Origin of the sequence: Gluconacetobacter liquefaciens (assembly GCF_003350405.1) — a bacterium.
In the GTDB taxonomy this organism is placed as follows: domain Bacteria; phylum Pseudomonadota; class Alphaproteobacteria; order Acetobacterales; family Acetobacteraceae; genus Gluconacetobacter; species Gluconacetobacter liquefaciens.
In genome coordinates, this window is sequence record NZ_QQAW01000004.1 from 198,579 (window position 1) to 211,922 (window position 13,344).

The window sequence follows — 13,344 nt, forward strand, 5'->3', positions numbered from 1 at the left end:
GGCAAAGCACCCGGCGCGACGCCTTCGCGATAACGCCCGCCCACAGCGCCGCCAGACTGCCGGCGTCAAAGGCGGCCGTGTCAGACATAATCGCGGATCGTCACGAACCGGGTGTCCAGATAGGCATCCAGCGCCTCGCTTCCACCTTCCGAGCCATAACCGGAATCGCCGATCCCGCCGAACGGCACCTCCGGCAGCGCCAGCCCCAGATGGTTCACAGTCAGCATCCCGGCCCGCACCTCATCGCGCAGCCGGGCTGCCGTCGGCGCCGCACCGGTAAAAGCATAGGCCGCCAGCCCGTACGGCAGGCGATTGGCCTCAGTCAGCGCCTCGTCCAGCGTATCGAACGGGTTCATCAGGGCCACCGGCCCGAACGGCTCCTCATTCATGATCCGCATGTCGGTGCTCAGGTCGGTCAGCACCGTCGGCGCGAAGAAATAACCGGCATTGCCGATGCGCTGACCACCGGTCACGATCTTCGCCCCCTTGCCCGTCGCATCGCCGATCAGGGCCTCCATCGCCTCCACGCGCCGGACATTGGCCAGCGGCCCCATTTTCGTATCGGGCAGCAGCCCGTCACCCACGCGGATCTCCCTGGCCACCGCCGAGAACCGCTCCACGAACCGGCCGAAGACCGGACGTTCCACAAGGAAACGGGTCGGTGAGACGCAGACCTGCCCGGCATTGCGGAATTTCGCCGCCGCCAGCGTCGCCGCCGCATGGTCGATATCGGCATCGGCACAGATGATGGCCGGCCCATGCCCGCCCAGTTCCATCGTCGCCCGCTTCATGTGCGACCCGGCCAGCGCGGCCAGCATCTTGCCCACAACGGTGGAGCCGGTGAACGTCACCTTGCGGATCGCCGGATGCGCAATCAGCGTCTCCGAGATCTCGGACGGCGTGCCATAGACCAGCCCGACCACCCCCGCCGGCACACCGGCATCGGCAAAGGCACGGATCAGCGCGGCCGGCGAAGCCGGCGTTTCCTCTGCCGCCTTGACGATGATCGAACAGCCAGTCGCCAGCGCCGCGCCGACCTTGCGCACCACCTGATTGACCGGGAAATTCCACGGCGAGAACGCTGCCACCGGCCCCACCGGGCTCCGGATCACCGCCTGGCTCACCCCCACCGCGCGCGACGGGATCAGCCGCCCATAGGCCCGGCGCCCCTCTTCGGCCAGCCAGTCGATCGTATCCGCCGCCCCCAGCAATTCCGTCCGCGCCTCGGCCAGCGGCTTGCCCTGTTCCTGGGTCAGGACCGTGGCGATCTCATCGACCCGCGCCCGCAGCAGCGTCGCCGCCTGCCGCATGATCCGATAGCGCTCGAACACCGACATGCGGCTCCATACCGCAAAGCCCCGTTCGGCGGCCGCCACGGCGGCGGCCAGATCAGGCTGGCCGGCATGGGCCACCCGCCCGATAACCTGCTCGGTCGCAGGGTTGACCACGTCGATGAACCGCCCGTCCCGGGCCGCAATCCACTGACCGTCGATAAACAGCAAGGTGTCCGGATAAGACGACATGGCAGAGAGCCTCCAGCAGTTGGGCGAACGGGGCGGGAGCTTGCCGCATCCCCCTCTGCCGGTCAAAGAGACTCAGTCCCTGCCCCCCGCCTACCGGGCGGCCCAAGCCTCACGGAGCGCGTCCCGCCCCCATCCCGGCGGCAAGGCCAGCGCCCAGTCCATCGCCTGGCCGGCCTGCGTGCTATTGCGGCGGATATAACCGCGATTGTCGGGAAACAGCACGCTACGCCACTCGGTCAACAGCACCCGCAGCACCAGCCGCGCCACGACCAGATCGAACAGCAGAGCGACCTCGGCCGCTTCCGGCGTCACCACGGTCGCAAACCCCGCCAGCATGGCCCACCCACCCGACCATGCGGGCCATCAGCCCGTCCACGCCCGGCATCGTCAGAACGGCAATTCTCTCTTCCACCATGGTCGGCACGATCTCCGCCAGCCCGATTTCCGCCATGTGTCCGGCAAGGCGCTCCATGATGTCCGAGACGAACGCGGCATCCTCAGCCGTCTCGTCCGCATTCATGACTTTCAGCACCGTCCGCCGCCCATGCGCGTCGCACAGCACGAAATTCGCGTCACGTTCTCCCGACAAAGGCCACGGCAGACGGATCGACGGGGAATGGCGAAATCAGGGCGCGCCGATCTCCAGCGCCCGACGGGCCATGGCCACCGCGCCCGCCCGGCTGCGCGCACCGCAGATGAACCGCGCCGGATGCGCGAAGGCCGCATCCCCGATCCCCGAGACATCGGCCAGCGCCTGGCCTTCCAGCCCGCCCCACGCTTCCGGCAACGAGACACGCTGGCCGAACTCGCCCCGTGCGGGCGGCACCGCCTTCACATTCCACTGGCCGCCACCGGCCGGCGAGACGACATAGACCACCGGCAGATCGCGCTCGAAAATCACCTTCTCGGCCGGCATGCCGGTTTCCAGCACCAGAATGCGCTTGTCTTCGGCCTGCTCATAGGCACGTAACACACGCTCCACAGCCTTCAGGCTGGCCCGCGCACGATCGACAACCCCGACCAGATACCGCGCCACGATCCCGGCTGCATCGGCGAAGCCAGTCATTTCGCGCTTTCCAGCTTCCTCGGCGCCATACAGTTCGGCGGTATCCCAGGCCGCACCGCAGGTCGAAACGATCTCCGCCAGCGACAGCCGTCCCATTTTCGCCACGCCGTTATCGTCCAGATCGACCGGCAGGATCAGCGCCTTGTCGACGGCCTGCCAGATGGCGGCCGCCATGGCGTCCTCCACAGGCTCGGCCAGCATGTTACGGATCGCGGCGAGGCCGTAATCCTTCCACAGCAGCCCCGCCGCGCTGTAGGGCGTACCGTCCTCGCGCAGCGGCTTGTTCTTCATGTGATGGTCGTACCGCCCCGCCGCCGGATCGTACACACCACCGACGTCAAACACGATATCCGAGGCCTGGATCTGCCCCGGCACGCGCGAGCGCGTGAAGGTCAGCCGGTCCTCCGGACCATCACCCAGAATCCGCGCCCGCAGATCCCCCTGCGGCGCAAGCGCATAATGGAGAATGACGTAACCCAGCGTCTCATCGGCATGAAAATTGCCAGAATGCGTCAGCGCCCGGACAGGCGTCGTCTCATGACCGAGACCGATGGGAGTGTGTTCCGTCATATTCCAAGGACCTGCCGACGTTCGGGGGAGTATTTCAGGCCCCCTCATGCCGTACCCGACAACGCGACACAACATGCCTTCGGCGCGTCGCAGATATCCCTTCTCGCGCAAATGCGATTGGCGGAATAACGGAACCAGTATGATTTTCCATCACTGGAGCGTGATACAACCGCCAGTATTCTTTACCGTTATTGAAATCCTGTGGTGAATACCCGCAATCGGGCTCCTTGGCGCGTCTGCGGTATCATCCGGGCCGCACCCGCGATTGTCACGGCACGCCGCACGGCTGTCCCCACCTTGTAAAATAACGAACGATCTATCGAGACAGAACATGATGTCATCGGCCTCTCCAGCGAAGCATGCATCAAAGATCCAGGCCTCGATCGCGGCCGACAACGCGGCGCGCTCAGGTGTCGTCGCATCCTGGCGGCGCTGCATCGCCCGCCACGGCCTTGACCCCAACATGCAATCCAGGCGCTCCATCCTGACGGAAAGTGAACTGCGCCTGTCTGAGGAACGGTCCGGCCCCCTGCTGTCCCATGTCATGCAACCCCTGTCGCATCTGTCGACCACCCTGGCGCCTTACTGCATGTGGGTAGGATACGCCGCCCCCGACGGTGTCATCCTGGCCATGCGGGCAAGGGACGGAGACACGGCACATGTGGCGCAATGGGGCCTGGCCCGAGGCGTCGACTGGAGCGAGGCCGTCGAAGGCACAAACGGAATCGGCACCTGCCTGGTCGAGGAAACCCCTCTGATCATCAATAGCGATGAGCATTTCTTTTCCCGCGACGCGGTGATGACCTGCGTTGTCGCACCGATATTCGACCACCAGGGGCGCATCGGAGGCGCCTTCAACGTCTCCTTATACGGTCCCGACATGGCGCGAGAGATCAGGCGGATCGTGGCGTCCCTGGTCGGCTTCGCGGCGCGACAGGTCGAATCCGAGCATTTCCATGCCATGTTTCCCACATGTCGAATCATCTCGCTCGGCATGTCGGGCCGTTCGGGCAACGCACTTCTGGCAGTCGATTCCGACGATGTTGTCCGCGCCGCCACCCGGGGCGCACGGGCCATGCTGAAACTCTCGGACGCACACCTGCAAGCCGGGATCTGCGCCAGCGACCTGCTGGAAGATAAGGAAGACGGACTGCCATCAGCCGAGCGCGCCGCCATCCGCCGGGCACTCGTGCGTTCGGGCGGCAATGTCAGTGCAGCCGGACGCACGCTTGGCCTGAGCCGCGCGACGATCAACAGAAAGCTGAAATTCCATGGCCTCAATGGCGGAAACCTGAGCAGCGACACCGACGCCGACAAACTCCCACCCGGCTGACATAATGCATCCCCGGCCGATAAAGTGGCTCGCGGCTGAGCCACTTCGGTCGAAGAAGCACTTTCTCCATCCTGACATCCTCCCAAAATCCGGCAAATGCTAAGCGGCAGCACGACGCGAAGGAGCGCGGCTGGAGGAACCCAGGATGCCCAACAATCAACGAACGTCGAACGACGTCACCTCCCTCTCCCCCCGGCACTACCAGAATTATATCGGAGGCACATTCCGAGACCATGCGACGGACACGCTGGAAGTCCATAATCCTGCAAATGGTGATCTTCTGGGCTATGTCCCCAATAGCGACGCCGCAACGGTAGACGAAGCCGTTTCCGCCGCCATTGCGGCACAGCCATCATGGGAGAAACTGCCGGCAATCCAGCGGGCCGGCTATCTGCGCCAGATTTCAGCCGGCATTCGCAGACGCCGAGATCATCTGGCCGCAATCATCGTCGAAGAACAGGGCAAGATCCGCAACCTTGCCGAAACCGAGGTCGCTTTCGCAGCCGACTATTTCGACTACATGGCCGAATGGGCACGCCGCCTGGAAGGCGAAGTGCTGACAAGCGACCGCGTGGCGGAAACGATCCTGCTGATGCACAAGCCTCTTGGCACGGTAGCCGGTATCCTGCCCTGGAATTTCCCGTTCTTCATGATCGCGCGAAAAGTCGGGCCGGCCCTGTTGACCGGCAATACCATCGTGATCAAGCCGAGCGAGGAAACACCGATCAACGCTCATGAATTCGCGGCCCTGGTTGCCGAAACCGATCTGCCGCCAGGCGTCTTCAATCTGGTCAGCGGAACAGGGGTCGTCTGCGGGCACAGCCTGACGGCCCATACCGGCGTCAATATGGTGACGTTTACGGGCAGTGTCGGGACCGGTGTAAAAATCATGGAAACGGCGGCGCGCAACCTGACACGCGTCAACCTGGAACTTGGCGGCAAGGCCCCCGCCATCGTGCTGGCCGACGCCGACCTTGATCTGGCGGCACGCGCGATCCATGCATCCCGTATCATCAATACAGGACAGGTCTGCAACTGCGCCGAACGCGTCTATGTCGATCAGACGGTGTATGAACCCTTTCTCGCACGCCTGAAAGATCTCTTCGCCAACACGCGTTATGGCGATCCATCGCGGGAATCCGGGCTCGACATGGGGCCGCTGATCAATCATGCAGCCGTCACGCGCATCTCCGGTATCGTGGAAAACGCGCGGCAGGCAGGGGCGGAAATCATTGTAGGCGGACAGGTCTGCGACACGAAGCCGGGCTTCCATTACCAGCCCACATTGCTGGCAAACGTGACGCCGGACATGGAGGTCATGCGGCGCGAAACCTTCGGCCCTGTCCTTCCCGTCATGGCCGTCTCTGGCCTTGATGAGGCCATCGCCCTGTCGAACGACTCCGAATACGGACTGACCTCCTCGATCTACTCCAGCAATATCAACGCGGTTCTAAAGGCATGCCGCGAACTGAAATTCGGCGAAACCTACGTCAATCGCGAAAATTTCGAAGCGATGCAGGGTTTCCACGCCGGCCGCAGAAAATCGGGCATCGGCGGCGCGGACGGCAAGCACGGTCTGTACGAGTTCATGGAAACACATGTCGTGTACATCCAGGGAACACCATAAGACAAAAAACAACCTCAAAAAAAATCCATCAGAACAAGAATAAAACGGATTCAGACATGACCATCATCGTTTCACGGACTGCCGCATGCCGGCACGCCGCACCTCGCGGCTGGCCGCGTGTCGCCTTCACCTGCGTCGCCTCACTGGCCATGCTGTGCGGATCGGCTAGCCTGCTCCATGCCGCCGCAATCCCTGCCGACGTCGATGGCGCGCGGATCGTCAATGCCGACAAGGAAGCCGGCAACTGGATGTCCACCGGGCGCACCTATGACGAGCAGCGCTTCAGTCCCCTGAAGGAGATCAACGACGGCAACGTCAAGAATCTCGGTCTCGCCTGGCAATACAAGCTGGACTACAACCGGGGCGTCGAGGCAACGCCGATCATCGTCGACGGGGTGATGTACACCACGGGCTCCTTTGCCCTCGTCTATGCCCTGGACGGCGCGACGGGCAAACTTCTGTGGAAATTTGATCCGCATGAGGACATGACCCGCGCGGGCGAATTCTGCTGCGACGCCGTCAATCGCGGCGTAGCCGTCTGGAAAGGCCGTGTCTATGTCGGCACGAATGACGGCCGGCTGATCGCGATCGACGCCAGGACCGGGCAATCCGTGTGGCAGGCCGACACGATCGCCGACCACTCCCGGTCCTACGCCATCAGTGGCGCGCCACGCATCGTCCACGGCAAGGTCATCATCGGCAATGGCGGGGCGGAATTCGGCGTGCGCGGCTATATCACCGCCTATGACGCGGAAACAGGGCAGCAGGCGTGGCGGTTCTATACCGTACCCGGTGACCCGACCAGGCCGCAGGAAACGCCGGAACTCCAGATGGCGGTCAAGACCTGGACCGGCGACGCCTGGTTCAAGCAGGGCGGTGGCGGCACGGCTTGGGATTCGATGGCCTATGATCCCGAACTGAACCTGCTCTATATCGGCACCGGCAACGCCTCGATGTGGAATTACGCGCTACGGTCCCAGGCCAAGGGCGACAATCTCTTCCTGTCCTCGATCGTCGCCATCAACCCCGATACCGGGAAATATGTCTGGCATTACCAGACGACACCGGGCGACGCGTGGGACATGACGGCGACTCAACATATGATCCTCGCCGATCTGCCCATAGATGGCGTCGATCGCAAGGTCATCATGCAGGCACCGAAAAACGGCTTTTTCTACGTGCTGGATCGCGCCACCGGAAAGCTGATTTCCGCCGAGAAATACGCACCGGTCAACTGGGCGTCGAAGATCGACCTCAAGACCGGCCGCCCCGTCTTCACCGGCGAGGCCAGCTACTGGTTGAAAAAAGGCAAGGTGCTGGTTCGCCCGGGCTTCTGGGGCGGCCACGACTGGCAGCCCATGTCCTATAACCCGCAGACGGGGCTGGTCTATATCCCCAAACATGTCTTCGCGGTGACGTACGAGAACACACCCGATTACCAGTACATCTCCAACAAGAAGCATTTCTACCAGCTTGGCGTCGCGGCGGCCGACATGAAGGACGACCCGGCCGACATGGAAAAATGGGCAAAAAGCTGGACCGGCGCGTTACTTGCCTGGGACCCGGTCAAACAGAAGAAAGTCTGGGAAGTCCCTTACAAGACCATTTATAACGGCGGCACACTCTCGACCGCCGGCAATCTCGTCTTCGAAGGCACGGCAGACGGACGCGTCGTAGCCTATCGCGCGACGAACGGCGACAAACTCTGGGAATCGCCGGCCCAGTCGGGCGTCATCGCCGCGCCAGTGACCTTCGAGGCCAATGGAGCGCAATACGTCACCTTCATGGTGGGCTGGGGCGGCGCATTCCCCACTTTTGCGGGCGCGGCATCACTTGATGCCGGCGTACGCCCGTGGGCACAGGTATTGACGTACAGGCTGGGCGGCGACGCAAAGCTGGCCGAGGCCCATTTCGCCCCCTTGCCCACGCCCGAACCGCCGGCCCAGACAGCAAGCGCCGAGCAGATCACCCAGGGCAAGGCCGAATTCAACGGTCATTGCTCGCAATGCCACGGCATCAATGCCGTATCCGGCGGCGTGGTGCCCGACCTGCGCAGGCTCTCGTCCGGGCAGCACCAGATGTTCGCCTCCATCGTGAAGGGCGCATTCCAGCAACTGGGCATGCCCTCCTATGACGGCGTGCTGACCGACGATCAGATCAGCCTGATCCACGATTACCTGATCAAGCGCGCCTACGATCTGAAGGCAGAAACGCCCGAGACCAGTCCCCCCGCCACGAACTGACCCGCCAGGGCCACAGAACGCGGGGAGCGATGCTCCACGATCGGGCCCGGGGCGATACGCCACCTCATTCGACACGTCCGCAGTGCATGGTGCCGGCCCGAAAGGCCGGCGCCTCAAGGGCGGCCCGTGCCGTCCCGCGCCCGCCGGGCCGTAATACCGCTACCCGGCGTTTCGACGCCGTTCGGGGGCTCTCATCATGCTTACGATACGCCATCTTAAAAAAAACGTTTCCGCCGGAGCCATTTGCCTGCTCGCACTGGGATCTGTCCGTTCCGCGCACGCATCCGATATCACCTTCGCCGTCATCGGACCGCACGAATACGACCTTCCAGTCAATTTCGATCCATTCAATGTCCTCGTCCAGTACGGCGATGGAAACGCCGCCGGCCACAGCTATGACGGTTCCGGCGCGCTCGTTCCGGCCGGCGGGAGCCACACCTGGACCGGCCTGACGAAATATGTCCATTTCCGCAGCTTCGAAGCCATCCCGAATGTCGGATTCGCCTTCGAACTGATCCAGGCATCGAGCTACGTTCTTGCCAACGGGCAGAGTTATGGCGGCCTCGGTACCACAATTCCGGGCTTCGCGGCCTGGTTCAAGCCGAACGCCCACAGCACATTCGGCTTCCAGACCTTCATGGAGTCACCAAGCGCGACCCGCGACGCGCTGGCATCCCATAACTGGACGAACATCACGAGTTTCCTGTTCGACTATGAATGGGAACATTTCAGCTTCGACGGCGACCTCGGCGCGACGGTCGCCGCGACATCCACACATCTGCGCCAGCAGCACAGCTACACGACCGGCCAATCCTTCTTCAGCAACCTGCGCTTCGGATGGAAAGCCTCGGCGGTGATGGAACCCTTCTTCGCCTTCGACTGGCAGAATACAGGAGGACTCTACGACAACACGTTCAACCAGTATGTGCAGAATTCGAGCATGCGCGAGGTGGCGCTCGGAACAGGCATCATGTTCAACCTAAGCAAGAAGAGTTCACTGACACTCCGCTATGCGCATTCCGTCGAAGGACGAAACGTCCCTGAAACCAACGCCTATTACGTAAAATTCGTCTATCTGTGGTAGCCGGCGGGCGTGGACGGAACGCCTGCTCCGATTGACAGGAATGCCAGCCTAAACAACTATCCTGGCAAGATGCAGGAAGTCGACGAGAATATCCGCCATATCCAGCCTGGCCCGGAGAATGGCGCGTTTGGCCGCCTGCGGCCAAACGCGCCCCCCCTTGCTGCCGTTTCCATCGGAATAGGCATACCGGCACCAGAAGCAGCAATGGCAGAGGCGGTCGAAAATGCCATCCAGTACGCCACCACCTGCCTTACTCAGGTACCGGATCATCCCGAAGCTCTGCTGCTCATGGGCACGATCCACACATGGCGGAAACAGTTCGAACGGGCGGTTCCCTTCCTGCGACGCGCCACGGCATTGATGACCGACAATGCAGAAGCCTTCAACACGCTCGGCCTGGCGCTCCATGAATCCGGAAGAACAGAAGAAGCAATCAGCAGCTTCCGCAAGGCAATCGACCTGCACCCTTCACTTCCCAGCGCACTGGCGCGCCTGCAGCAGGCCCTGGCGACACGCGGCCATGCCACGGATAATATCGAACAATACCGTGCGGTCCTGGCGATCGAAGCCCGCATGGAGACCATCGCCCGTCACCGCGCGGCCCTGGCCGCCGATCCACAGAACATGGCCGCCCTTACCGGCCTCGGCGATGCATTACGGGCAGCCGGCCGACATGAAGAGGCCGCCGAGCAGTTTCGCACCGCTTTGGCCCACACGCCGGCCTGCCCCGACGCGGCGCGCAATCTGGTTCAGGCCCTGGTCGAGCTTGATCGTCTCGACGAGGCGATTGCCTGCTATCGATCCGTTCTGGAACAGGACCCGAGCCTGCACGCCATCCACGCCGCCACGGGAACGCTGCTGCGCAAAGCCGGGCGCCACGCCGAGGCCATTCATCATCTGGAACAGGCCCACGCCCTGCGGCCGGACGACGCGCCGATCCACGCCGCCCTGGCCCAACTCCTTCAGGAACAGGGGCACATCGACGCGGCGATCGCCCACCGACGTCAGGCCATCGCCCTGGCTCCGGAGGAACCGAGCCATTATCTGGCCCTCGCCCGCCTGACGAAACTGGCGCCCGACGATCCCGCACTGGCCGCCATGCACGCCCTGGTCGAGCGCGAAGAGGCGCTTGACGACCGCGGCCGGATGAATCTTCATTTCGCACTGGGCAAAGCACTTGCCGACCTCGGCCGGAATCAGGAATCGTTCGACCATTTGCTGAAAGCCAACGCGATCCGCCGCCGCCTCATGCCCTATGACGAAAAACCGGTCGCCAGGGCGGCAAAGGCCGTGCGTGAGCATTTTACCGCCGAGGCCCTGGCGGCCACCGCCGGAACCGGCCATCCCTCGTCACGCCCGATCTTCATCGTCGGCATGCCCCGATCGGGTTCGACACTGGTCGAGCAGATCCTGGCGAGCCATCCGGACATCTACGGCGCAGGCGAAATCAGCACGCTGACCGATACGCTGAAGGACGCGGCCAGACGGTTTCCGGCGTGGCAGGTCGGCACCCCGCTGGCCTGCCTGAGTGCGCAGGATCGACACGCCATCGCCGAAGAGTATCTCCAGCGACTGGACAAGCTGGCAGCAATCGACTGGGCGGGCGACCATCCGCCGGCACGCATCTCGAACAAGATGCTGGATAATTTCTTTCATATTGGAATCATTAAGCAATTATGGCCGAATGCGCAGATCATCCATACCTGTCGCGATCCGGTGGACACCTGCATGTCCTGCTTCTCGATCCCCTTCGACAATCTCGATTTTACGTTCGATCTGGGCGAACTCGGCCGTTATCATCGCCAATATCAGGAGCAGATGGCCCATTGGCGGCGGGTCCTGCCGCAGGATGCGATCCTGGACGTCCACTACGAAAACATCATCGAGGATTTCGAAGCCAATGCGCGACGCATCATCGCCTATTGCGACCTGCCATGGCATGATGCCTGCCTGCGCTTTCATGAAACCCGGCGTGTGGTCAGAACATCAAGCGTCGCCCAGGTCCGCCAGCCGCTCTATCGCACGGCCGTGGGGCGCTGGCGCCCCGACGCCGAAACGTTGCGGCCCCTGCTCGAAGGACTTGGAACCGGTATTGCAAACACCGGTCGCGGTTGAGGCACGATGATGGTCGATAAAAGAGCACGGAAGGCAGCCATTGCCCTGGCGGTTGCGTGCACCTATCAGAGTGCGCAGGCCTGCGCCGATACGCCGCCTGCCGTGGAGATCACCGTCGACGCTGCGGCGGAGCGCCATCCGATCAGCCCGTTGATCTACGGGGTCGATTTCGGTTCCTCCGCCGTCCTGCACGATCTTCGCGCACCGGTAACCCGCGCCGGCGGCAACAATTCCACTACGTACAACTGGCGTCTCGACGCCCGAAATTCCGGCGCCGACTGGTTTTACGAGAGCGTGCCATGTCCGCCGGATGAGCCCACCCTCCAGTTCGGGCCACGCTTCGTCGCCGCGGCCAGAAAAGGCGGCGCCATACCCATGGTGACGATTCCGATGATCGGCTGGACTGCGAAACTCGGTCCGAACCGTACGCGCCTCGCCAGCTTTTCCATCGCGAAATATGGGCCGCAGCAGGCACACGACGCCCAATGGTTTCCCGACGCGGGAAATGGCCGGGCCCCCGACGGCACGCCCATCCTCAACGGCGATCCGAATGATGCCCAGACGCCGGACAGCCCCGCCAACGAACAGGCCCGCGTGCGGCGTCTGGCGCGCCGTTTCAGCGCCCATGACATACGTTACTATCTTCTCGATAGCGAACCGAGCCTCTGGCACAGCATCCATTACGACGTCCATCCCGTCGGCGCCCACGCAGAGGAGGTCGCGGACAAAGGCATTCTTTATTCCAAAGCGATCAAAAGCGCCGATCCTCATGGGCTGGTCGTAGGGCCCGAGGAATGGGGCTGGACGGGCTATCAATATAGCGGGTTCGACCAGCAATACGGCACGAAGCACGGTCTGGCACATACACCCGATCGGGAAAATCAGACACATGGTCTGGATTATGTTCCATGGCTGCTGGCGCAATGGAAAGCCGCCGGCCATCCGATCGACGTTTTCAGCCTGCATTTCTACCCGCAAAGCGGCGAATTTTCGGATTCCGATTCCCCCACTGTCGCACTTGCCCGCAATCGTTCAACCCGCGACCTCTGGGACCCGCACTACAAGGACACAAGCTGGATCAACAGCGTGGTCGCCCTGATTCCGCTCATGCGGCAATGGGTGGACCAGTATTATTATCCAGGCACCCCCATTGCTCTGACAGAGTATAGCTGGGGCGGAGAGAAGCTGATGAACGGCGCCACGGCCGAAGCCGATCTGCTGGGCATCTTCGGTCGGGAAAAGCTCGATATCGCCATGCGCTGGACCGCCCCGGCACCAGGTACGCCCGTCTACAAGGCGATGAAGCTCTATCGCAATTACAACGACCGGGGTGACGGATTCGGAGAGACGAGCATCCAGGCCACAGTGCCCGATGCCGATCAGGTTTCCGCCTTCGCCGCCCTGCGCGCCAGAGACGGCGCAGCAACGGTGATGGTCATCAACAAGCAGCTCGACACCATGGCCGACGTCACACTGTCGCTGGCCCATCTGCCCGACAACGGCAAGGTGGAAACCTGGCAATTGGCGGATAACAGGATCGTCCACCTGGCGGACTCCCGCTACACGAACGCCAGGTTGCACGCCTCCCTGCCCCGCCAGACCGTCACCCTGTTTCTCCTGCATCCCACCGGAAAGAGAAGCTCACACAAACAATGACCTGTTGTCCTGACGTAACATTCTCTGCCGGCGCCGGAGCATTCCCACCGCAAGCCGGCCAGTCAAAAATTCTTTAATTTGTTGTTTTACAAGAATTTTCTTCCAATTCAAACGTACACATTCAAAC

General features: G+C 62.6%; 9 protein-coding genes. 6 read left to right on the forward strand and 3 right to left on the reverse strand.

The features are described from left to right. Positions 1–80 precede the first annotated feature (80 nt). The 3 genes from C7453_RS09240 to C7453_RS09250 form a co-directional block, all read right to left on the reverse strand. On the reverse strand, positions 81–1,523 hold the full coding sequence (locus C7453_RS09240) for an NAD-dependent succinate-semialdehyde dehydrogenase (RefSeq protein WP_114727255.1): 1,443 nt from the start codon (positions 1,521–1,523) through the stop codon (positions 81–83). 90 nt (positions 1,524–1,613) lie between these two features. Continuing rightward, on the reverse strand, positions 1,614–1,859 hold the full coding sequence (locus C7453_RS09245; protein ID WP_114727256.1) for a hypothetical protein: 246 nt from the start codon (positions 1,857–1,859) through the stop codon (positions 1,614–1,616). A gap of 289 nt (positions 1,860–2,148) precedes the next feature. After that, positions 2,149–3,159, reverse strand: coding sequence for an MYG1 family protein (locus tag C7453_RS09250; RefSeq protein WP_114727257.1), 1,011 nt, complete (start codon positions 3,157–3,159; stop codon positions 2,149–2,151). 331 nt (positions 3,160–3,490) lie between these two features. Between C7453_RS09250 and C7453_RS09255 the strand changes: the two genes are divergently transcribed. From C7453_RS09255 to C7453_RS09280, 6 genes are all read left to right on the forward strand, one after another. After that, on the forward strand, positions 3,491–4,492 hold the full coding sequence (locus tag C7453_RS09255; RefSeq protein WP_114727258.1) for a GAF domain-containing protein: 1,002 nt from the start codon (positions 3,491–3,493) through the stop codon (positions 4,490–4,492). Between the two features lie 145 nt (positions 4,493–4,637). Next, complete coding sequence (gene aldA / locus C7453_RS09260) at positions 4,638–6,119, forward strand: aldehyde dehydrogenase (RefSeq protein ID WP_114727259.1); 1,482 nt, start codon at positions 4,638–4,640, stop codon at positions 6,117–6,119. A 56-nt stretch (positions 6,120–6,175) separates the two neighbouring features. Continuing rightward, the gene (locus tag C7453_RS09265; protein ID WP_211311038.1) at positions 6,176–8,362 is read left to right on the forward strand and encodes a PQQ-dependent dehydrogenase, methanol/ethanol family; all 2,187 of its coding nucleotides are present in this window, start codon (positions 6,176–6,178) and stop codon (positions 8,360–8,362) included. A 196-nt stretch (positions 8,363–8,558) separates the two neighbouring features. Beyond that, positions 8,559–9,446 (forward strand): transporter, encoded by an 888-nt coding sequence (locus C7453_RS09270; RefSeq protein WP_114727260.1) that lies wholly within the window; start codon positions 8,559–8,561, stop codon positions 9,444–9,446. Between the two features lie 204 nt (positions 9,447–9,650). Further along, positions 9,651–11,561 (forward strand): tetratricopeptide repeat-containing sulfotransferase family protein, encoded by a 1,911-nt coding sequence (locus tag C7453_RS09275; RefSeq protein WP_170143174.1) that lies wholly within the window; start codon positions 9,651–9,653, stop codon positions 11,559–11,561. Between the two features lie 6 nt (positions 11,562–11,567). Continuing rightward, positions 11,568–13,217, forward strand: coding sequence for a glycoside hydrolase family 44 protein (locus tag C7453_RS09280; RefSeq protein WP_114727262.1), 1,650 nt, complete (start codon positions 11,568–11,570; stop codon positions 13,215–13,217). The last annotated feature ends 127 nt before the right edge of the window (positions 13,218–13,344 follow it).

Bases quoted from the DNA above. Each gene is read 5' to 3' on its own strand.
- aldA (WP_114727259.1), top strand. From the start codon at position 4,638: ATGCCCAACAATCAACGAACGTCGAACGACGTCACCTCCCTCTCCCCC.
- C7453_RS09240 (WP_114727255.1), bottom strand. From the start codon at position 1,523: ATGTCGTCTTATCCGGACACCTTGCTGTTTATCGACGGTCAGTGGATT.
- C7453_RS09255 (WP_114727258.1), top strand. From the start codon at position 3,491: ATGATGTCATCGGCCTCTCCAGCGAAGCATGCATCAAAGATCCAGGCC.
- C7453_RS09280 (WP_114727262.1), top strand. From the start codon at position 11,568: ATGATGGTCGATAAAAGAGCACGGAAGGCAGCCATTGCCCTGGCGGTT.
- C7453_RS09265 (WP_211311038.1), top strand. From the start codon at position 6,176: ATGACCATCATCGTTTCACGGACTGCCGCATGCCGGCACGCCGCACCT.
- C7453_RS09250 (WP_114727257.1), bottom strand. From the start codon at position 3,159: ATGACGGAACACACTCCCATCGGTCTCGGTCATGAGACGACGCCTGTC.
- C7453_RS09275 (WP_170143174.1), top strand. From the start codon at position 9,651: ATGGCAGAGGCGGTCGAAAATGCCATCCAGTACGCCACCACCTGCCTT.
- C7453_RS09245 (WP_114727256.1), bottom strand. From the start codon at position 1,859: ATGCTGGCGGGGTTTGCGACCGTGGTGACGCCGGAAGCGGCCGAGGTC.
- C7453_RS09270 (WP_114727260.1), top strand. From the start codon at position 8,559: ATGCTTACGATACGCCATCTTAAAAAAAACGTTTCCGCCGGAGCCATT.